The organism is Bernardetia sp., assembly GCF_020630935.1.
In the GTDB taxonomy this organism is placed as follows: Bacteria; Bacteroidota; Bacteroidia; order Cytophagales; family Bernardetiaceae; genus Bernardetia.
Window position 1 is genome coordinate 1 of sequence record NZ_JAHDIG010000020.1, and the last position, 21,911, is coordinate 21,911.

The 21,911-nt window shown below is 33.8% G+C and carries 15 protein-coding genes; 3 read left to right on the top strand and 12 right to left on the bottom strand.

The features are described from left to right. Positions 1-475 precede the first annotated feature (475 nt). The 10 genes from QZ659_RS07420 to QZ659_RS07465 all read right to left on the bottom strand — a co-directional run bounded on the left by QZ659_RS07420 (position 476) and on the right by QZ659_RS07465 (position 15,696). Positions 476-5,950, bottom strand: coding sequence for an alpha-2-macroglobulin family protein (locus tag QZ659_RS07420; protein WP_291724259.1), 5,475 nt, complete (start codon positions 5,948-5,950; stop codon positions 476-478). 209 nt (positions 5,951-6,159) lie between these two features. Beyond that, positions 6,160-8,229 (bottom strand): response regulator, encoded by a 2,070-nt coding sequence (locus tag QZ659_RS07425; RefSeq protein WP_291724262.1) that lies wholly within the window; start codon positions 8,227-8,229, stop codon positions 6,160-6,162. Positions 8,230-8,269: 40 nt separating this feature from the next. Further along, positions 8,270-8,788 (bottom strand): hypothetical protein, encoded by a 519-nt coding sequence (locus QZ659_RS07430; protein ID WP_291724265.1) that lies wholly within the window; start codon positions 8,786-8,788, stop codon positions 8,270-8,272. 26 nt (positions 8,789-8,814) lie between these two features. Further along, complete coding sequence (locus tag QZ659_RS07435; protein WP_291724269.1) at positions 8,815-9,351, bottom strand: RNA methyltransferase; 537 nt, start codon at positions 9,349-9,351, stop codon at positions 8,815-8,817. 81 nt (positions 9,352-9,432) lie between these two features. Continuing rightward, positions 9,433-10,041 carry a 3'-5' exonuclease gene (locus QZ659_RS07440; RefSeq protein ID WP_291724272.1) on the bottom strand — a complete coding sequence of 203 codons (609 nt, stop codon included), beginning with the start codon at positions 10,039-10,041 and terminating at the stop codon, positions 9,433-9,435. 357 nt (positions 10,042-10,398) lie between these two features. Then, positions 10,399-11,529 carry a serine hydrolase domain-containing protein gene (locus QZ659_RS07445; protein WP_291724274.1) on the bottom strand — a complete coding sequence of 377 codons (1,131 nt, stop codon included), beginning with the start codon at positions 11,527-11,529 and terminating at the stop codon, positions 10,399-10,401. A gap of 61 nt (positions 11,530-11,590) precedes the next feature. Next, positions 11,591-12,700 carry a DNA-processing protein DprA gene (gene dprA / locus QZ659_RS07450; protein WP_291724277.1) on the bottom strand — a complete coding sequence of 370 codons (1,110 nt, stop codon included), beginning with the start codon at positions 12,698-12,700 and terminating at the stop codon, positions 11,591-11,593. A 164-nt stretch (positions 12,701-12,864) separates the two neighbouring features. Next, positions 12,865-13,188, bottom strand: coding sequence for a hypothetical protein (locus tag QZ659_RS07455; protein ID WP_291724278.1), 324 nt, complete (start codon positions 13,186-13,188; stop codon positions 12,865-12,867). A 123-nt stretch (positions 13,189-13,311) separates the two neighbouring features. After that, positions 13,312-14,586: a class I SAM-dependent rRNA methyltransferase gene (locus QZ659_RS07460; RefSeq protein ID WP_291724281.1), complete on the bottom strand. Its 1,275-nt coding sequence runs from the start codon at positions 14,584-14,586 to the stop codon at positions 13,312-13,314. Between the two features lie 948 nt (positions 14,587-15,534). Next, entirely contained in the window at positions 15,535-15,696 is a 162-nt protein-coding gene (locus QZ659_RS07465; RefSeq protein WP_291724284.1) for a hypothetical protein, read from the bottom strand. Positions 15,697-15,826: 130 nt separating this feature from the next. On the opposite strand from QZ659_RS07465, the gene QZ659_RS07470 reads away from it, so the two are divergent. Next, positions 15,827-16,651, top strand: coding sequence for an IS5 family transposase (locus tag QZ659_RS07470; RefSeq protein ID WP_291724287.1), 825 nt, complete (start codon positions 15,827-15,829; stop codon positions 16,649-16,651). A gap of 187 nt (positions 16,652-16,838) precedes the next feature. Then, the gene (locus QZ659_RS07475; protein ID WP_291724290.1) at positions 16,839-18,014 is read left to right on the top strand and encodes an App1 family protein; all 1,176 of its coding nucleotides are present in this window, start codon (positions 16,839-16,841) and stop codon (positions 18,012-18,014) included. A 58-nt stretch (positions 18,015-18,072) separates the two neighbouring features. Here QZ659_RS07475 and QZ659_RS07480 read toward each other — a convergent pair whose 3' ends face one another. Both QZ659_RS07480 and QZ659_RS07485 read right to left on the bottom strand, forming a co-directional pair. Next, positions 18,073-20,472, bottom strand: a complete 2,400-nt coding sequence (locus tag QZ659_RS07480; protein WP_291724293.1) for a bifunctional aminotransferase class I/II-fold pyridoxal phosphate-dependent enzyme/GNAT family N-acetyltransferase — start codon at positions 20,470-20,472, stop codon at positions 18,073-18,075. Between the two features lie 253 nt (positions 20,473-20,725). Then, positions 20,726-21,061 carry a zinc ribbon domain-containing protein YjdM gene (locus tag QZ659_RS07485; RefSeq protein WP_291724296.1) on the bottom strand — a complete coding sequence of 112 codons (336 nt, stop codon included), beginning with the start codon at positions 21,059-21,061 and terminating at the stop codon, positions 20,726-20,728. A gap of 119 nt (positions 21,062-21,180) precedes the next feature. On the opposite strand from QZ659_RS07485, the gene nth reads away from it, so the two are divergent. Next, on the top strand, positions 21,181-21,885 hold the full coding sequence (gene nth / locus QZ659_RS07490) for an endonuclease III (protein WP_291724299.1): 705 nt from the start codon (positions 21,181-21,183) through the stop codon (positions 21,883-21,885). Positions 21,886-21,911 lie beyond the last annotated feature (26 nt).

Below are 21,911 nucleotides of genomic sequence, written 5' to 3' on the forward strand. Positions count from 1 at the left end.
ACCTCATTAGATTCAACCAAAATGGTGCTTCTTATTCACGCACTGTTGTTATAGAGTAAAGCTAAATAGTAAAATAAATAAATAAAGAGGCTGTCCATTTTGGACAGCCTCTTTTTATACAGCCATTATTTGTACTTCTACCTTTTATTTGAGTTTTTTAATGATACGGACAAATTTTGTCATTTAAAGCAGCCTTTTGAACGTAAAAAAGTGACAAAAGACTTTTTTAGTATTGAATATTAAAGTACTGGACATCAATATACATTTACTGTTCTGCAAGTAGTAGAACAAGGAAAAGTATTGTGGATTGTTTTTTTTAGTGTAACGACACCAATAATTTTTTATCTTATATCCAGTATTCTAATTAAACATACTCGTTATTTAAAACTACATTTATTATATGCAATGTATTTAACACAAAACCCTAAGAACTGTTTCAGATTCTTAGGGTTTCATTTATAGTTCATTTTATCAATTACTCCACTACCAAATTACCTGCGCCGTGATAGGAATGATAAGAAGCATCATACATCGCATCAGCACTTACTAAGCCTACTTTATAGTTTCCTTTCGATACGGCTCTTGTCTGATAGTAATAATATTGAGGCTTTTTCTTGCTCACATCAGTAAAGATATTCACACGGTCATCTCTAAAGTCAAAATGTTCTGGCGAAGAAGCATCTTTTATCCAATCAAACTGCTGTCCTCCTCCTAATCTTGGATTTTCTATTTCCAAACCAGCAGGTAACATATCAGTAATCACAACATTTTCAATTACATCTACTGACGTAGAAACTACTTCTATTCTGACCACTACAAGCTGATTTTGTTTAATCTTATCTCCTAGCTCATTACCATTCTTATCAAAATATGTACGACGGACACGAATATTTTTATCTTCTTCGATATATTCGCCTTTCAAACTTATTCCTTCTTTCTCCCAAAAATAATATAAATCGCCTTCTCCACTCGTTTGGATAGTAATTTCCTTATCCAACACTTGATTTTTTGTAAGAACGACTGTACCGTTTTCGTAAGCAGAAAGTTTTGAACCACCTGCTGAAATTTGTGCTGTAATATTGCTTTGGTTTGCCTTTCGTGCAAGCTTTCCTAACGCTAAAAATGTAAAAGCGTGTTCTTGTGTATTGAGATAGCGTTTTGCTCTGTACTGCTCTGAAAGCTGTTTGGCAAGCATTCCGATTTGTGGATTTTTTGGGTCTTGCTCTATCAAAACATTGAGGGAAATAGCTTGGTCTCTAATATAAGAATAGAAATTTCCTCCTAAAGACTGCTCTGATTTTTCCCCAGAAAATGCAGGAGGTAAAACGACATTATAACTTGCATTATCTCCTAAGAGTTTATACGTCGCAGCGAGTAAATAACGAGAATCAATCGCTAATAAATGCTTATTGGCTTTATAGTAATTCATTGTCGAAACGTCTTGTTTTCCAGCCATTGCCAAAATGTACATAGAGTAGAAAATAGACTTGTCTGCAATCGGTCTTGAGGTTAGTTGTCCGTTGATGTTGTAATAATACAAACGCTCGGTTGGCTTGTTTTTGATTTTACCAAGCAAATAATCATGAGCTTTTTCCAATACATCATCACTTACTTCATAACCTGCCTTTTTGGCTTCCATTAAGAAATGCGTAGCATAGACAGTTCCCCACCAACTTGGCTCATGTCCACCTTGCCAGTAGCTTAATCCTCCTTCGTAAAGCTGCATAGATTGAAGTTTACCAATCGCAAAACGCACATTCTCATCTGGATTGAGGTTGTAACTAAGTGATTTTCCAATAGATTCGGCAATATCTTTTACATAGAGTTGAGGGAAAGCACTTGAAGTAGTTTGTTCTACACAGCCATACGGATAACGTACCAAATAATCTAATGATTTGACAAACTGCACCATTGGCGATTTGCTCACAACAAGTTTTGCATTAGCAGAACTCGGAACATAATCGTGTTTGAAACTAAGCGTTTTGCTTTTTCCTCCTTCTACACTTCCTGCATCGGATTCTTTCAGAAGAGAAGTAAACGGACGAACGGTAATATCTGTTGTTTGATTGAACTTTTCACCTAAAGCTGCCACTTCTACATCAATATTTGCCGTTCCGACAGTTTCAATAGCATTGATTTTGAAATTTACTTTTGCTTCGCTATTTGGTTGAATCGTAACGGTTTGAGAAGTAGCTCCATCTGGAGAAACTCCTCCTTTTGTTTTTAATGTAACGGTAGCTTGTGCCACTTTATCAGTAGTGTTGCTCATCGTTACAGGCATCGTAATTTTGTCTTTCGGACTTAAAAAACGAGGAATACCAGCCGAAATAACAATAGGGTCAGCTACTTTCATATTTGCCGTAGCCGAACCAAATTTTGCTCCCTGTACGGCAACTGCCATAATTCTCAAATCTCCTGAAAACTGTGGTACATCTATTTCGTAATTTACTTCGCCTTTTGAATTGGTTTTTAATGTTCCAGACCAAAATGACACAGGTTTTACACGCTTATTTGCCATCGGATTAGTTCGGTTGCCTAAATCATAACCACCTGCACCAAAATTCTGAATGTTTGCCTTAAACTCTGGGTACAAACGCTCATACATATCAAATGCTTTTACACCTAACGCTCTTTTTTGGAAGAAATAATTGTATGGGTCTGGTGTTTGGAAATTTTTGATAAGCAAAATCCCTTCATCAACGGCTGCAATCGTAACTTCTACATTTTCCATTGGTCTGCCTGTCTTGACGATAATATTCTGTTTTTGAGACGAACGAATACGTTCTGGAACAGTGATTTCTAAATCAATCTTGTGTTCCTTTTCATTTTCTACTGTAATAGGAATATAGCCGTGAGCCACTGTAAGAGGAACATCTGTATTCGAAAGTGGACGAATAAGTGTTGCACTTACATAAACATTTGGCAAATGCTCATCTGTAAGAGGAATATCTAACGAAGCCGAACGATTCTGAACATCAACATATTTGTGTTCTATAACATTGTCTTTTTCCAATGTAACGAGCATTCGCCCAGAAAAAGGAGCTTTAAAAAGAACTTTTGCCGTTTCACCAGCATTATATTTCTTTTTATTTAAAGTAATATCAATCTGTCCAGCTTTATCAACTTTGAAAGAAGAATTGGAAACTGAGCCATAATAATACGCATAGAAATTGGTAGAAACGTAGGTTTCAGCTTCTGGAAGAAAAACACGCACCTCATAACGAGAAGAAATTTTTGGTGTGAAGGTAATAGAAGTTCCAGAAGGATTAATTTGCATCTGCTTATCATATTCTACAATTTCCTTATACTTAGAAACATACGTATAACGGTCATTATAATCTCGTTCCAAAACTGTCTGCCAATCATAGCGAATTACTTGTACTTTTGCCTTTGCAGAAATGGCTTTTCCCTCATAATCCAAAGCAATTAAAGGAAAATTCAGAGGCTGATTTAATCCAATCCAATAATAATCTAATCCTTTTATTCCTAAGAAATAAGGTTGTGTAATGATGTCAAAACTCTTGCGTGAACCCACAGGACGACCTGTCTCATCAAAAACGGTGGTGTAAAATGTTCCTTGCATCAAGCCAAGATTTTTGAAAAACTCTGGAATTTCGACACTTTCATTTACTTTTCCTTGTAAATCTGTCTCTCCAGTATTTTCGTATTCTTCATACGATGGCATATTGTTGCCAATATTGAGGAAGAAATTGTAATCCTTGTATTTTGCATCTTTAGCTTGAAATGCCTTTTTGTTGTAGGTCATTCGCACTTCATAATTTCGCTCTGCTGCTGGAGGACCGAAAAGATTTGTAGCTGTAGCTTCTAAATTTATGGCTTGTCCACTCTTTATAGATTTTTCATTAACATCTGAAACTACTTTTATACGCTGTGGCATAAACTCTTCTACATTGATGTTTCTTGAAGCAAGCAAAACATCATTAGACGTATAAACTTCAATCGTATAGCTTCCTGTTACACTCGTATTTGGAAGTGGAATGGTAGCTGCAAATGTTCCTTCTTCTGAAAGGCGATTTTGTTTTTCAACTAACTTTCTACCATTTGGCATCAATATTTTCCATTTTACAGGAATTTGCCCTACACTTTTCCAATCATCCCAATTTCTAATAATGGCTTTAAAACTAATTTTTTCATCTGGACGATATAAATTTCTTTCTGGGTAGATGAAAGATTGATAACCTCCTCTAGTTGGATAAATACCGTCAGTTTCAAATCCGTAGGTCGAAACTTCATTTTGTGATAAATGAATGTAGCTAAAATCGTTTCCTTTCTGCGCTGTGATGAGACGGAAATTATATTTTTCTTCTAATTTATTTAAGCCTGTAAATTTGGCTACTCCGTTAGCGTCTGTTCTTGTAGTTTGGATAGTTTGGTTACTCGTACTGATAAGGCGCATTTGAGTTCCTTCCTCTGGAGTAGCATCCATAATAGAATTGGTAAAGACAAAAATCTCATCATCACTTCTACGAACAATGAAACCCAAATCAGACACACAAACAATTTGACGGTCTTTTACCCAACGGTCGTCTTTTGAACGCACTACCACATAATAAATTCCTTCAAACGGACGGTTATCACTCGCCACCACCTCACGCATATCAATTGCATAACTGCTGCCAGCCTTTTTGAAATCTGTGATTTTCATATCTTTTCTCAAGACCAAATCACCATAATTTTGCTGGTCATTACCATAAAAATAGCTATCCATATCAGAGTAATCGTATAGACCAACTACCTCTCTCAAAAAATGCTGAAGGTTATTTTCATAAATTTTGTAAACTTCTAATTCCACTTCATCAAATCCATAAATATTTACGCCTATATTGCGCTCTCCTTTAGAAGTTAAGTAGGAAGCCTTACCATCTACAAAGTTTATTTCTTGCTGTGCTCCTCCAAAAAGCAAAACGTGTTGATATTCGGCTGCGAGTTTTGTTCCAAAAACTCCTTTCAAATTCTCTTTTATTGTAAGCTGATAATTTGTCTCCTCCTTAAAATTAGCTTTTACTAAAAATCCTGCATCCGTTTTTTCTATTTCTGTACGAAGCTGTGGTGTAATAGAAATAAGGTCTTTGATTTGAGCTTCGTTTTGCTGTACGCTTTGATTGGTCAGAACTCTCACTATCATTTTCCCATTCATCTTGTACGAACTCACTTGCGTAATTTCAAAAGTCTGTGGGTCTGGAATGTCTGTTTTATACGACATTGCTGGTGCTGTGCCGTCGCCTTTTTCCATTTTCAAACCTTCTTTGATTTTGATAGAAAGTTTTTTTCCTGCAAGTTCTTTGCTATCTGTGGTAGTTGGCTTTACGACCAAACGAATATTTTTTCCTGCTTCACTACTTTTTAGGCTATATTTTGCCTCTGTTCCGTTTCCACTTTCAGAATTTCCCAATGTAGAAAGCGAAAGCAAACTATTCAAAGCACTAGGATTGATTTCATAATTAAAAAGTAGGTTTAAAAGTAATTCTGGCGAGCCATTCGCATCCGTACTCCAGTAGGCTTGCGCTGTCGAAAGGTCAAGATAAGGTGTATGAAATTCAAATTTTTTCTCTTTATCCACCTCAACATTTTTCTTTGTCAGTTCTGCAATCAAATTTTGAGTGAGCTTTACTTGGTATTTTGTATTGGGAGAAAACCCTTCATCAGGCGAGAAAATAAGTGTTGTTGGGCTTGTCCATTTGAATTTCCCTTTTACTTTTGGATTTATATCTAAATACTCAATTTCTTGCCATACATCTAGCTGTTCTGGCTTGGCAATCGCTTGATTGAAGGTAAAAGTAAGATTTTGTTGGAGGGCAATTTGCTCACCAAAATTTTGGTCAATGACTTGTAGCTTTTCTGTAGTGGCGCAAGAGACAAGCCAAAGTAAGAATCCTATTCCTAAAACAGAGAAGACAGTTTTATAGGATTTGTTAGTTAAATTGTTCATAGAAATTTGATGTATATGTCGTTGGTGAGGATACCAACAACGGCGAAGTTAGAATTTAGGTAAAATTTGGAAAACATTTATAATTGTTAATACGATGCCATTTAGCAAAAAATTGCATATCAAAAGTTAGTATTTTTTTAGATTTTTTCCAAAAAACACCTTAACAATAAAAAGTTTATTTTTATGTTCTTGGCAAGAAAAAACATAACTTACTCTCTCTCTTCCTTAATCTGTGAAATTGCTATTTCTATATTTTTCTTTATGGATTCTATTCGCTGTGTAAGTTCGCTTATTTGGCTTCCTTGAGAAAGCATTCTTCGAAGTTGATTTATCTGTGTTTCTAACTCCCTTACTTCCAAAAGACGTAAAGTCGCACGCACTTTATGATGTACTAAAGCAAGTTGGGTTTCATAATCTGGAAGATGTGTAGATTCCAAAATTCTATTAAACTCTATCAAATCAGCTTCACTAAGTTCTAAGAGCTCAGCATAAAATGCCTTATCTGCCCCTGCAAGATTTTTGAAGTAAGAATAATTTAGATTTTGCTTAACCAAATTATCATTTGAAGCCTCCTTTTGTAACTGTAATTGTGTGTAACTGTGTTGAGCAATTTTTTGATACAACTCATTTGGATTGAAAGGTTTACTTAAAAAATCATTCATTCCTACCTGTACGATTCGCTCTCTTTCATTGAGCAGAGTAGAGGCTGTTAGGGCAATGATAGGTGTAAACTTATCTGTATTTGCCTCTAAGAGTCTAATTTGGCGAGCTGCCTCATATCCATCCATAACAGGCATTTGCAAATCCATCAGAACTACATCAAAATCGTGTTTTTTAAATAAATCTAAGGCTACTTGTCCATTTTCTGCGACATAAAACTTAGCTCCCCAAGTATTGAGAAATTTCTTTACCAAAATCTGATTGACTTTATTATCTTCAACAATCAGAATATTTACTCCTCTTAGGTTTTTGATATTTACGGTATCAGGAAGATGAGTGGCAATAGGCTTTGATTTTCCTATTTTAAAACCTAGTTGGAAACTGAAGGTAGAACCCACCATAAGCGTACTCATTACATTGATAGTTCCTCCTTGCAACTCTACAAGTTGTTTTGTAATAGCAAGTCCTAAACCCGTACCTCCATATTTACGAGAAGTGTCTTCTTCTGCTTGGGAAAAATCTTCAAAAATAGCATTAATTTTTTCTGGTGAAATGCCTATTCCTGTATCTGAAACAGCAAAAAGTAGTTCTACTTTTTCAGTTTTGTGATGTAAAAGTCTCGTAGTAATAGTAACTGTTCCTTCTTCTGTAAACTTTATAGCATTTCCAATAAGATTATTTAAAATTTGAGAAAGACGTGTTGAATCTCCAATAAGTGCATTTGGTATATTTTTATCAATATTGGTACGAAGCAATACATTTTTTTCATCGGCTCTAGCCTTAAAAATTTCTACTGTATTTTGGATAAGTGCTGGTAAGTCAAACTGAGTTTGTTCAAAAGCCATTTTTCCAGCTTCCATTTTAGAAATATCCAAGACGCTATTGATAAGTGAAAGAAGATTTTGCGCCGAAAACTCCAATATTTCAATATTTTCAGCCATTTCTCCTTCTAGCTTATCGCTTTTGAGCAAGTGCGTCATGCCTATAATAGCATTTAGAGGTGTTCTAATTTCATGGCTCATGGTAGAAAGAAATTGTTCTTTCATTTTTGTAGCAGCTTCTGCTTGCTCTTTTGCTTTTTTCAAATCTTCGTTGGTAGCCATTAGTTCAGCTGTGCGCTCCTTCACTTTGCTTTCCAAACCTTCATTTGCTGTTTTGAGAGCATTTACTAACTGTCTGTTTTCTGTACGAAGTGCATACGTTTCAAGAGCTTTGTCTATAGTAAGGAGCATTTCGTCTTTGTTCCATGGCTTTACCAAATACCTAAAAATACCACACTTATTGATAGCACGCATAATGTCTTCCGTGTCACTATAAGCTGTCAGAATGATACGCACCGTATTAGGAAAACTTTCAGCTACTCTTTCCAAAAATTCAACTCCTGTCATCTCTGGCATTTTTTGGTCAGAAATAACAAGTTGAATATCGTTGTTTTCTAAAATCTCTAAACCTTCTTTTCCAGAGATGGCTGTAAAAATTTTGTAATGTCTTCTAAACGAACTCTTGAAAATACGCAAATTACTTTCCTCATCATCTACATATAAGATAGAAGATGTCTTTTTAGAACTGGCTTGTGTATTATTAGGTAATATGGTTGTGTTATGTGTGGAATCAGACATTTTATAGATTTTCTTATCAAAGATATTTTTTTATTATCAGCTAATATTTCTTTATAGAATTTATTTCTTTTCGTATTTGATTTCTAGTTAAAAAATTCCATTTACTTGTTCTCCCATCAAAAATAAATCTTGCACTTGGTATGTACCCTCCCTCTACTGAATCACAAAAGTCAGTGGCTAAAGTTATTTTTTTTCTACTCATAGAAACAATTTGAGTAGTGCGTATATCCACATCGATAGTATCTTCACTTAAAACACGATGGCAAATATGATAAATGATTTTACCTGAGTTTTGCTTAAATGGTTTTTCTAATACAGAATAATAACTTGTTGTGTTATCAAAAAATATAAATTGATTTAGTTTGCTTTTTTGATTTGATAAATGTTTAGAAAAATCTGTCTGAACAAGAATTTCACTTTTATCCTTCTCTTCTAGCTCATCTGAAAATACAGAAAATAATGTCTTTTGGTAAAATGTAATCAACAAAGAGTCAGCAACATTTTGCCCAAACGAATATTGTGATAGAAAGAGCAATACAAAAATAATTAACGTCCTCATCAAGTTATAGTTAGTTCTTAGAAAGTTCAACTAAATATATTCATTTTTTCAGTACAATGCCAAAGTATTATGCCCAAACTTACAGAAACATTTAATGAATGCTTTGTACCAAATTGAGGAATTTCTAAAGCAGTATCACAGTTTTGTAATACTTCTGCATCTACTCCAAAGGCTTCATTTCCAAACACAAAAGCATATTTTTCTTCTTGATTTGGTAAAAAATCACCAAGTTTCTGACTTTCTGTGGTTTGTTCGATAGCAGTAATACTATATCCCTTTTGGCGAAGTGCATCAATGGCAGCATTTGTTGTCTCAAAATACTCCCACTCTACCGATTCTGTTGCTCCTAAAGCCGTCTTTTGAATCTCTCGGTGTGGAGGTTTTGCTGTGATACCACAAAGCATAATTTTCTCAATAGAGAATGCATCAGATGTTCTGAAAGCTGCCCCCACATTGTGTGCGCTTCTGACATTGTCCAATACAATAACGATGGGTTGCTTTTTTTGTTCTTTAAATTCTTCTATTCCAATTCTGCCCAAATTTTCTAAAGAGAGTTGTTTCATTGAAGATTTATATAATATGTGATAATTAATGACAAATTTACACGTTTTTTAAGAATTTAGCATTATCAGAAGCAGACTTTGCTATGCTCTTCTTTTTTTCTTTCTATAATTGGTAGAAGGAATATATCCTCCTCTGAATAGCTTTCCTATATTCATTTCCAATTTTTCTGAAAAGGTTTTCTGACAGGTAATTTCCATTTTCTCAAAACCTTTTATGGCTAACTGTGCTGTTGCATCACTATCTGAACCTGCTCTATGGTGGCGAAAATAAATTTCATTTTGGTTACAAAGCGTCTTTAAATCGTAGCGAGGCATATCTGTCCAAATTTTTCTAGCAAAAAGATAGCTACAAGAATATGACAAATCTGGATAAGGCAAATTATAAGAATCTAATGTTTTACGAAGCACTGAAAAATCAAAACTAGCATTATGGGCTATCAAAAATTGATTTTCCACCAACTCTTTCAGTTCTGACTCCCAAAGCTGGTCAAAACGAGGCTGCTCCCAAACATCGGCTGCCGTAATGCCGTGGATAGAAATATTGATAGGGTCAAAATGATTGATTTTAGGACGAATGAGCCACGATTTTGTTTCTGTAATTTCGTTATCTTTGACAAAAGTAAGTCCTATTTCACAGGCACTATTTCTGTATTTATTTGCTGTTTCGAAATCTATTGTTATAAAATCCATTTTTAAGTCTTGTAATTATACTATTAAAATATATTTACAAAAATAGCTGTATTTTTTAACAAAGTGCTAATTTTATAAGAAATACAACTCTTCCCTCACAAATCGAAACACAAGAAACTATAAATAAAATAGCAAAAGAGACCCAAAAAACGAGAGAAAAAGAGACATTATGTGGTAGTTTTTGGAGAGGTTCTATTAAATTATCACAGTTAATTTTATAATGTTCATTTCTCTATAGGGTTGAGTGGACAAATCCAACCCTATGGAGAAATAGATACAATCTAATTTTCAATTTTTTCCTGTTCTTTGACTCACAGAACAGTAAATATCTATAGCTTTCCAGTACTCTAATTTGAATTATTCTTCTTTCAATATTGTATTGAATATTTTATCCATTGTTTCAATCATTGCTTTTGCTGTTTCTGTTCCACTTTGGTTTGTGATGATAAAAGCTCCTAAATTATGCTTTGGAACAATAAAAATATAACATTGCGACCTAGGAACTCCTCCATGATGTAGATAATATTTTCCTAGTTCTTTATCAGACAAATCTATCTCCCAAAAATAAGCTAGTTCATTTGTTGAATCGGCTTTAAATAGCGTTCTATGAGATTCTTGTACAGTTTTATCATTTTTTAGCTGATATTTTATAAAACCAAGCATATCAGGTACTGTAGATTTGATATTTCCTGCTGCTCCCCAAGGCAATTTTCCCATAGGAAGAGTGATATTTGGGTTATCAACATGGTAGCCTACCACAATGTCCTTAGCATCAACATTTACTTTTGTGTTGTTCATTCCTATTTCAGTAGAAAGAAATTCAGTCAGCAACTGCTCATAGTCTTTTTTATATACTTGTTCTAATAGATGAGCCATAAGCTCTACTCCTGCACTTGAATAGGAATATTTTTCTCCTAATTGAGAAGTTACCTTGATAGAATCTAAGTCTTTTAAGAAGGAATTTTTATCATAATTTTCTAGTACTTGATGTATCTTTGAAGGCGTGTCGTAGTTTACAAAATCATCTAGTACAGGATTTAATTCCAAAGGTAGCATATTAGGCAAAGTGCTAGTATGTGTTAGTAGATGCTTTATTTTTACAGGCTGATTCTGATAGCTTAGATTAGTATATTTTTTATCCAAATATTTATTTACGCTATCCTCAACATCTATTTTTCCTTCTAATACGGCTTTTGCCACTAGCGTTCCTGTTATTACTTTACTCAACGAACCAATTTCATAAATTGTCTCATTATTGGGTTTGTTGTTTTTGCCTTTTTCTATTTCTCCATAATGTCCTATGTATTCTTTTCCATCATAAAATATCGCAATAGAAGTAGAATTTATAAGAGGCTTCTCAATCATTTCTTTTGCTACTGGCTCTATGATTTCTGATAAATCAATTTCTTTTTTATTTTCTAATTGTTTTGGTTTTTCATTACAACCTAAAACTATCAAAGAGAGAATAAGCAAAAAATATTTAGACATTTTGGTACTATTATTTTGAATTTGGAAAAATACACTACTACGAATTTATAAAAAAACACTTTTAATGAACTACCTTAAACTGCTTTCCTGGAAGAGCTTTTACGATGCCTTTCATTTCCATCATCAATAATTGGCTAGCAAGCTGCCCCAGTGGAATTTGTGTCTTGATAGAAAGGCTATCTATTGCCATTGTACCACCATCTTCTTCTAGTTTGTTCATGATGATTTGTTCTTCCATTGTAAGCTGTCCTACTGATTTTTTTATAGGTTTTGTAGTTCGTTCGTCCAAATCCCATTTCAAAATATATTCTATATCTTCAACAGAAGTATAAATATGAGCTTGGTGGTTTCGAATGAGTTTATTACAGCCTTCTGAAGCCATAGCTTCCAAATTACCAGGTACAGCAAACACTTCACAGTTGTAGTAATTGGCGATGTTTGCTGTAATGAGTGCGCCTCCCTTTTTGGCTGCCTCTACCACAATCAAAACATCAGAAAGTCCTGCAATAACACGATTACGTTGAGGAAAACGAGAAGGGTCTGGCATCGTTCCAAAACAACCTTCTGTCAAGAGTCCTCCTTGGTCTATCATATCAAAGGCTGTATTCTTGTGAGCAGGAGGATAAATTTTGTCTAATCCATTTGCCATAACACCTACTGTGTCTAATCCACATTCAAGACTAGCTTTGTGTGAAAAAATATCTATTCCATACGCCAAACCACTTATTATCAAAGGATTATATCTAGTCAAATCTCTGACTATTTTTTGTGTCATTGCTTTTCCATATTCTGTGGCTTTGCGTGTTCCGACAATACCCACAGTTTTTTGAGCATTCAAATCTGCATTGCCTTTGTAGTAGAGAATATAAGGAGAGTCTTCGTGTCTAAGCAGGCGTTTTGGATAACCTTTGTCTGTATAAATCAATATTTTAACATCTTCTCTTTCGGCAATCGATAATTGTTTGTTTGCCTCTTCTAATGCTTGTGATTTATTTTCTTTGATAGATTTTATAATTCGTTGTCCTACATTGGGAGCTTTCAGAAGCCTAGAAGAAGGCGCACTAAAAACCTCTTCGGCAGAGCCACAATAACTGACCAATGTTTTGGCTGTTTTTGCCCCCACATACGGCAACAGCGATAAAGCAACTTGAAACTGACGACTATCAGACATAGATATATAAACAAAATGAAAAATTGAATGGCAAATTACTGAAATTTTTAGCTAAAACTATCATGTCATTCTACACTTTTAGTGATTTTTTATACAGAATTGACAAAATAAAACTCTCTGCATTCATAGAAAATACAGAGAGTTCTGACTTACTTTTTATGAGCTTAGTTTGCTTTTAAAGTAGTGTCGTTGTCTAATAATTTTTCATTATCAGCATCTGCTACTTGTACAGCAATATCAAACTTTTCTTGAAAAAGTTTTTCAAATTCTTCAATACTCATTTCAGATGGCATGTCAAATTCGCCTAAACCTGCAAGAGACTCACGCTCATCTGCTACCTCTCCCAAACGAGCCTTATCGTCTGCAAAGCGTGCGCCACGTCCTGCGTTGTTGCCTTTATAGACACGCAATGAATAACCAAAAGTTTCTTTAAATTTTTCTTTGAGTGTATTTACAGTCATACGACCATCTACTTTGAATGTTGCCATAACTTTCTAATTTTTTGAGTGTTAGTTAAATTGAGTGATAAAAATATTGACTGACATAGTCTTTTTACGTCAGTCTTGCCGTTATTGATATGTCCACCAACGACAGACTTCAATTTACTAAAATTATTCTACTTGCAAAACCAAACCTTTCAAATATTCTCCCTCTGGATGATAAATATTAATAGGATGGTCTAACGGCTGTGTAAGTTGATGCACAATTCGTATTTTTCGCCCTGCTTCAGCTGCTGCCGTAAAGACAAATTTTCTAAATAAGTCTTTACTTACACTTCCCGAACATGAAAAAGTAAATACTAAACCTCCACTTTTTACTTTTTTAAAGCCTAACTCATTCAAATTGATATATCCTCTAGTTGCCTTTGGCAATGAACGTTTATTTTTAGCAAAAGCAGGTGGGTCAAGAATAATAATATCAAACAAATCATCATTTTTATCTGCTTCTGCTTCATTTTTTAATGCTTTCAAATACTCAAAACAGTCTTGAGCTATGGCTTCATGATTTTTATTTGCTCTCATCAAACTATCAAAGTTTAGAGCTACATTTTGCTCTGCTGCCTCTGTGGCTTCTTTAGAAATATCTACCGAAACTACACTTTTTGCCTCTCCAGCAATGGCATAGACACTAAACCCTCCTGTGTAGCCAAAACAGTTCAAGACAGATTTTCCTTTGGAGTATCTTTTTACTAAATCTCGGTTTTCTCGTTGGTCTATGAAAAAACCTGTTTTTTGTCCATCAACCACATCAACTTTGAATTTCAGATTATTTTCCAAAACTTGAATAGGCATTAATGGAATATCTTTTTCTGTCTGATTTTCTGCCAGTTGCCAGCCTTGCTGAACTTGACTATCATCATCTCCAAAACCTTCAATATTGCGTGTACTTTCTTTGATATGAAGGTAAATATGTTGGATTCCGACAGCACGAAGTCCACTAAAAATATGCTTTGCAATACGTTGCGTTCCTTTTATGAGAAGCTGAACTGAAGCCACTGTATCATAGACATCTACGATAACTCCAGAAAAAAAATCGCCTTCTGCGTGTAAAAGTCTGTACGCATTAGTGGAAGCATCAATGAGATAATCTTTACGCAAATTGTACGCATTTTTTATTTTTTGATGGAAATATGCTTCATCTGCGACAAACTGGTTGTCTTTATCGTGAAAACGAGTAAACTCAAAAATACGACAGGTAATCTGGCTTGTTGTATCAAAAAATCCATATCCCAAAATACGTTTTTTGGCATCTTGTACAGCTACAATTTCTCCATTTTCGGCATCTGGCATTTTATGGACTCCTCCTGAAAATATCCAAGGATGCTGATTCAAAATTGATTTTTCTCTGCCTTTTTTGAGTTGTAGAATAGGATAAGATGTTGTCATTTTTTGTAGGTAATTTGTTGAGATTTGAGTTTGTAGGTTCAAAGATAGTATTTTTACATTTCTAAGTCAGAACGTAGTAAATGGTACTTTCAAAAATGAATGAACATAATCAAAACTAAATATGAGAATAAAAATTTTTATGGTAGTGTTACATTTTGAGTGATACTAGATATTTTTTCGTTGTTTCTTTATTATAATTTACGATAAAATAATAGGTAAATAAGAAATGGTTGTAGAATGATTTTGAAAAACTTAATGTTATTATAACAAACCTGCCCACTCTTTGTCTCAATGTATTATTCCATCTCTCAATGTGGTTGGTTTGCCCAGATTCCTTCCCCGCACTATAGTGTTTTCATGTTTTATACTACTTTTTTATAGGCTTTCCAAAAATCAGAATAAGTGATGCTGTGCTTATAGTTTTGAGGAACATTAATCCATAGTTTCTCACAGCTTTTAGCACTTCTATTTCCTATATAAAAAGCAACGATTTACCTTGTTCTTCTGCACAAAGCAATCTAAAGCCAACTTTTTAAACTTTTTGCAAAATACAAAACTACATAGTTCGTCCAATTCAAGAACTTCTCCTTCTACACTGTCTAAAAGAGTTGTAGAAAGCCTATCGACTTGTGTAACTACTTGCTTTGCTTTTTTTGTCTAGCGAAGAATAGTTTGATGTGACACCTCAAACACACGAGCAACACCTCGTAAACTAGACTTTTCTTGGTAACTTGCACAAGCCGATTCTTTAGTAGATTCACTTGCTCATTTTGAAGATATAACCCTTGAGAATCTACAATCTTTACACCTTGATTTAGGATTTCCAAAACCATTACTTCCATTGCGAACTAAGTTCTCTAAACCACATTTACGACAACCCAAAGTAGTTATAAGCATTGAAGAGAATTTAGAAAATAAATGAAAAATAATACAAAAATAAAAAATCACTCATAAAATTACACTATCTAAATTTTTACTCGCTGCTGCATTCATAAACATTTCTTTAAAATAGTCATTTTTTGTCTTTTTATCGGTAGAAGGGTCACAAATATGATAATCAATGGTAAAATATTCTCCATCATTGCCACTAGAATGAACTAAATTAACCACACAAATACTTGAAACTAACCCTTTTTCATTGCGAACTTGTTTAAGAATGTAGATTTATGTTATCAAAAAAGAGGTCAAAATAGTTATCATTGTAAATAACCACATTTGCAACGTAACCATTTTTTCCTCTATGTACGTAAACCTATCAAAAAAAATTATAACAGAAAATATTTTACCTTATTTAGAGCAATTTTCCAAAGGTCGTCGGATAAAAGTCGCTCTTTGGCGTATTATTAAAGCTATTGTTTATCGTTTAAAATCAAGTTGTCAATGGCGAGAACTTCCAATGAAACAATTTTTTGGCAACATCTCAATTAGTTGGAATACAGTGTATTACCATTTCAATAAGTGGTCAAAACTTGGAAGTTGGAAAAAGCTTTGGACAACCTATTTAGAAGATTATCGTGGAGAGTTAGATTTTTCTATTTGCCATTTAGACGGTAGCCATACGCTAGCCAAACGAGGGGGAGAAGGTATTGGTTATTCCAAAAGAAAAGCAGGAAAAACTACTAACATTCTTTTCCTAACTGATAAAAACGGTATTCCTGTAGCTATGTCTGTTCCTATCGCAGGCAATCATCATGACGCTTTTGAGTTGGAAAAAAATGTACAAACGATGATAGATGATTTGAATGCTTCTCAAATTAGAGAACAAGGCATATTTCTCAATGCTGATGCAGCTTTTGATACGAATGCTTTTCGTTCGTTTTGTTATCATTTGGAAATAGTGGATAATATAGACTTCAACAAAAGAAATAAAAAAGACCTTGATAATCAACCTTTTAAAGATGAGAAAATGTATGAATTAAGATTCGCTATCGAAAGAACCAATGCGTGGTTGGACGCATTCAAGGCACTTATAATAAGATACGAAACTAAAATTCATACTTGGCAAAGCTTACACTATTTAGCATTTATTTTGATTGTTGCTAGAACTAGAAAAAAACATTCTTAAACAACTTCTAAATTGTACTACTCAACTACTTAAGTAGTTAGCTGGTATAATTTTGTTATTTTCAAAAGCTAGTGCAATTTTATAAAAAGTTGAATTTTAACTTTGTCAAGGGTCTTTTCGAAGAAAAAAACAGACCTTGACAATAGTTTTTATAAACTAAATTGTACTACTCAACTACTTAATAATTATGAAACTAAAAGACATTATACATAAGGTATCACATCAAGGAGAACAAAAATGGGATATTCTCAAAACTAAACTAAAAACTCGTTTAGGATTAGATGAACCTGTCATGATTTTGCCTTATAGAAGTTTTGGAAACCCTAAAAAAGCCTTTTTTTGGGGTAGAGTACTAGAAGATGAAAATATAGATGTAAGAGAAGATGATAGGTTTTGGGATAATATTCTTAATACTTATAGAAGGATAGAAAGTGATGAGATTCCGAATGTACGACTTTCAGTAACCTATCAAGGCATAACAAAGGAAACAAAAACTGATGAGGAAGGATATTTTTTTGTAGAAATAGAATTGCCCGAACCAATTATACCTCATGAGTCTATGTGGGAAAGAGTAGAATTTAAGCTCTTAGAAAAGGTAAGACCCAATCAAGATGAAGTTACAGCACTTGGTGAAGTTCAAATCCACGACGATTTAAAAGAATTTGGAATCATTTCAGATATTGATGATACAGTTCTGCAAACACAGGCAACTAGCATGTTAGCTTCTGCCAAACTAACTTTTTTGGGCAACGCACATTTAAGAAAACCATTTTTAGGAGTAGGAGAATTATATGAAGCACTTGTAAAAGGAAGTGATGGAAATCAGCAGAATCCGTTGTATTTTGTATCTAGTAGCATGTGGAATTTATATGATTTGCTTACTGACTTTTTTGAAATCAGAAGTCTTCCAAAAGCCCCTTTACTTTTGAGAGATTTAGGTTTGGATGATAAAATGTTTATAAAAGGCGACCATAGTCATAAAGAAGAAAAGATTAGAAGAATAATGAGTTATTATCCTAATCTAAAATTTATTTTGATAGGAGATAGTGGACAGCACGATGCTGAAATTTATTATAAGATGTTGCAAGAGGTACCTCATCGTATAAAGGCAATTTATATCCGTGATGTAAGTGGAACTACTAGAGATACACAAGTAAATGAAATAGCTCAAAAAGCAGAAAGGCAATTTGGAGTTCCTTTCCAACTTATAGCTGATTCAGGTGTAGTTGCTATGCATGCAGCAGCACAAGGATTTATTACCCAAGAAGCTATCACAAAAGTACAAGAAGCTAAAGAAGAAGATAAAAAAGCTCCTCTAACTTTAGAAGAAGCTGTTGTAGAAGGAGACATCAAAGTAGAGTGATAATAAATATAAAAGTCAATAAGAAAATGGTAATCTTACTGACTTTTATATCTTTATTCTAGTAGTTTACAGTTTCCAATACAGCGTGAGAATAATGTTCTTCGGCTTGTACAAATCCATAAGTAGATTGGATTTCTGCTCCTACTTTCTTTTTTTCCATTTCAGCAGTAAAAGCCAAATCTAAAAACGAACACCCTAAATTTTTGGCTCTCAAGACAGATTGATAAAGAATTTGCTTATATACATTAAATTCTCTGACATAATCATAGTTCAAACCTACCAAAAGCCCACTATATTCTTTTCCATTCTTATAACTAAATAACATGCCCACAGCACCAGCTTTCTTATTGTCTTTCAGATACAATCTAATAATATCATAATTATCGTCTTCAAACATTCGTTCAAACATCTGATAAGGAAGCTCAAAGACATTCATCTCATACGATTTTTCAAAAACTTGTTGGTAGAGTTCGAAACATTGTTGTTTTTCTTCTCCAGTTCTTGGCTTTTCATAACTAACTTCAAAATAATCTTTGTAAGCCAAAATTTCTTTTTTCAAACTATATCGATATTTACTACTCAAGGTTTGTAGATATTCTTCATGCGTATTCCATTTATCTAAATACAAAACGGAGTTATCTAGCAGTTCCATTTTAGCCAAACCAAGCTCTAACATCGTATTTTCATACTCTTTGTCATCAATATCTTTAATCATCAGAGTAGATACATTTTCTTTTTCTGCTATTTCTTGAGTGGCTTTCAAAAACAGTTCTAAGGCATTCTTCCATTGCTTATGATTCTTGTTGATGTAAAGCGATTTCCCCATTGAAAATACAGAACCTGTCATGAGTTGCTTAGAAGTAAGATAATATGGATTTAATTTTCGTTCTTCTTCTATTTTCATCGATAGTTTAGCATCACTAAGCATATCATCTTTTATCAAACTGATTGTAAATAAAGAGTACAAAACAATTTGGTTTTGAGCATCTGTAACTCGGTAATAATAAAAATCAATATTGTTTTCTTTTTTAGAATGATTAGAAAATGTCTTTTCTAAAGCCAAAAGATTTTGATAAGATTGAGTCCCCGAATGTCCCATAAACTCTTGCCATTCTTGTTTATCAATTTCCGAAATACTTCTAAATAAAGTTGTCTTTAATGCTTTGTTTTCAAATTTTTCTTGTTCTTTTTTAGACGAAATGTCAATATTTATTTCTTTGATTTTAAATATTTTAGACACTTCGGCAGTAGAACTGTTTTCTTCTTCCAGTCCCAAAACATATTCTTTTTGAAGCGTCGTGAGCATATTTTCTAATTCTTCGTACGATAAATTTCTATTTACCATAAAACGAAGTCCACTTTTTTTCATTGGGACGGCAGGAAAAGCAGCCGAGTTCATATAAAAACCTTTGCTCTTCATTCGCTTGACAATATTACGAGTAATACGTGGCAAACCAACAGGAATAAAAAACAGAGGCGTATCTGATTTTTCGTATTGAGGAAGCCCTAATTTTTCTAGCTTGTCGTTTACAAAATCAATTTTATCTTTGATTTCCTTCTGATATATTTCTATGTCTTCTGAAAGATGTAGTTTGGCAGAGGCAATAGCAGCTCCCAACATAGGAGGCTGAATAGGTCCTGAAAATATCAGAGTGCTACCACAGTTTTTTACTCGGTTGCGTAACTCTTCATTTGGAAAAACAAGTACCCCACCAGCAGAAGCAAAAGATTTGTTCAATGAAGTAGCTAATATCATTTTATCATGATGTTCAATTTTGCTTCTTACATAACCCACTCCATTTTTTCCTACCCAACTCATTCCGTGAGCATCGTCAATGTAGAGGTGGAATTGTTTATAGGTATTCATAAAATACTCTAATTCTTTTAAAGGAGCAGCATCGCCGTACATAGAATAAACGCCATCTGCCAAATACCAAATTTTTTTGTGTTTATTTTGAAGACTCTTGATTTTGCTTTCTAAAGCCTTCATTGAGTTATGAGGAATAACATAGGTAGGAATTTTTTTAGCTTTCAAAATCTGTGTAGCTAATTGTACGCTAGAGTGAACTTGTAAGTCTAAAATGACGGCATCGCCTTCTTCCACCACCACAGGGAGAGCAGCAAAATGTCCTAAAGTAGTGCTTGCACTTGCAATGACTGGTTTTTCAAATATTTTTTCTAAATAGCTTTCTAATTCTTCATAAATTCCTAGAGAAAGATAAGTTCTTGAGGTTGAAAATTGTGAACCAAATTTTTGCGTTTTTTCGATGATTCCTTCCTTGATTTTGGAGTGATATTCTAATCCCAAATAACTACAAGAACCAAAATTGATAACTTCTGCATCGTGGATAGTTATTTTACTTCCCTTTATTTCTTCATCAGAAGTAAAATTATGAACAACACCATGTTGGGCAGCATCAACCAATATCTGATTGAGCATATCAAGACTATTCGCCATTAAAAATAAGTTTTTGAGATAAAGTAGTAGTAAACTATCTGCTCTTAAAGACAGAACAGAAGTAAGTGCAGTAAGAAGTGGACTTCAAAATTAACACTTTTTTTAAATTAAATGTATTTGGTTATACGTTGTTAATGTTTTTGGGTTACCTATTTTTTGTACTTTTTCTAGAAAATCAAAAAAGAATTTAAAGTTTGTATCTAAATATTTGGTAATCAGTTATAAAAGCTGTGAAAAAATCAACTTTATTATCTTATGCCTTCCTAACAAACTCTGATTTGAGAGCCATTTTTCCAAAGCCATCAATTTTACAGTCGATATTGTGGTCGCCTTCGGTAAGACGAATATTTTTTACTTTTGTTCCTGCTTTTACAGGTTTGGGTGCACCTTTTACAGGTAAATCTTTCACAACTACTACACTATCTCCATCTTGCAGAGGGTTTCCATTAGCATCTAAAATCTGATTTTCAATAGTCATTGACTCTTCTTTTTCTGCTGGGTTCCATTCAAATCCACATTCTGGACAAGCGTATAACGTTTCGCTCATTTCATAACCATAAGGGGATGCACAACTCGGACAAGTTTTCATATTTTTGAAAAATAAGTGATTAATTTTATTCAATCATAAAAGTACAAACTTTTAATAAAACTAAGTAGTTGTTTGATAACTACAACAATGTATCTATTCTTTAGCTCATTTTATCTAATATGAAATTTCCAAAATCTGTCCATTACAAACCCAAAACAAAAGCCAAGGCGATTGCTAAAATATTGCAAGAGCTTTATCCCAATCCTGCTGTTCCTTTAGACCATCAAGACGCTTATACGCTGCTCGTTTCTGTGCTTTTATCTGCTCAATGTACTGACAAACGAGTAAATCAAGTAACGCCAATTCTTTTTGAAGAAGCTGATACGCCCAATAAAATGGTACAACTCACAACGGAACAAATAAAAAGTATTATCCGACCGTGTGGACTTTCCAACAACAAATCAAAGGCAATCCATCGTCTTTCAGAGATTCTTTTAGAAAAGTACAATGGCGAAGTACCAGACAAAATGAAACTTTTAGAAGAACTTCCAGGGGTAGGACACAAAACGGCTTCGGTCGTCGTTTCACAGTATTTTGGGCAGCCTGCTTTTCCTGTGGATACACATATTCATCGTTTGGCATATCGTTGGGGACTTTCAAGTGGGAAAAATGTAGTCCAGACGGAGAAAGATTTGAAAGCTCTTTTTCCTAAAAAAGATTGGAACGACTTACATATTCAGATTATTTATTTTGGTAGAGAATACTGTCCTGCACGTAGTCATAACCCTTTAGAATGTCCGATTTGTAGCCAGTATGGAAATGTAGAATATCTTGAGAAGTATTTGGAGGAACAGGAGATGAAAGAAGAGAAACATTCTCTTTGAAAAAATATTTATCTTGCAGCATATCA

Coding starts and splice junctions, on each gene's coding strand:
- QZ659_RS07445 (WP_291724274.1), bottom strand. CDS start 11,529: ATGTCTAAATATTTTTTGCTTATTCTCTCTTTGATAGTTTTAGGTTGT.
- QZ659_RS07480 (WP_291724293.1), bottom strand. CDS start 20,472: ATGGCGAATAGTCTTGATATGCTCAATCAGATATTGGTTGATGCTGCC.
- dprA (WP_291724277.1), bottom strand. CDS start 12,700: ATGTCTGATAGTCGTCAGTTTCAAGTTGCTTTATCGCTGTTGCCGTAT.
- QZ659_RS07425 (WP_291724262.1), bottom strand. CDS start 8,229: ATGTCTGATTCCACACATAACACAACCATATTACCTAATAATACACAA.
- QZ659_RS07485 (WP_291724296.1), bottom strand. CDS start 21,061: ATGAAAACTTGTCCGAGTTGTGCATCCCCTTATGGTTATGAAATGAGC.
- nth (WP_291724299.1), top strand. CDS start 21,181: ATGAAATTTCCAAAATCTGTCCATTACAAACCCAAAACAAAAGCCAAG.
- QZ659_RS07440 (WP_291724272.1), bottom strand. CDS start 10,041: ATGGATTTTATAACAATAGATTTCGAAACAGCAAATAAATACAGAAAT.
- QZ659_RS07470 (WP_291724287.1), top strand. CDS start 15,827: ATGTACGTAAACCTATCAAAAAAAATTATAACAGAAAATATTTTACCT.
- QZ659_RS07420 (WP_291724259.1), bottom strand. CDS start 5,950: ATGAACAATTTAACTAACAAATCCTATAAAACTGTCTTCTCTGTTTTA.
- QZ659_RS07475 (WP_291724290.1), top strand. CDS start 16,839: ATGAAACTAAAAGACATTATACATAAGGTATCACATCAAGGAGAACAA.
- QZ659_RS07460 (WP_291724281.1), bottom strand. CDS start 14,586: ATGACAACATCTTATCCTATTCTACAACTCAAAAAAGGCAGAGAAAAA.
- QZ659_RS07430 (WP_291724265.1), bottom strand. CDS start 8,788: ATGAGGACGTTAATTATTTTTGTATTGCTCTTTCTATCACAATATTCG.
- QZ659_RS07455 (WP_291724278.1), bottom strand. CDS start 13,188: ATGGCAACATTCAAAGTAGATGGTCGTATGACTGTAAATACACTCAAA.
- QZ659_RS07435 (WP_291724269.1), bottom strand. CDS start 9,351: ATGAAACAACTCTCTTTAGAAAATTTGGGCAGAATTGGAATAGAAGAA.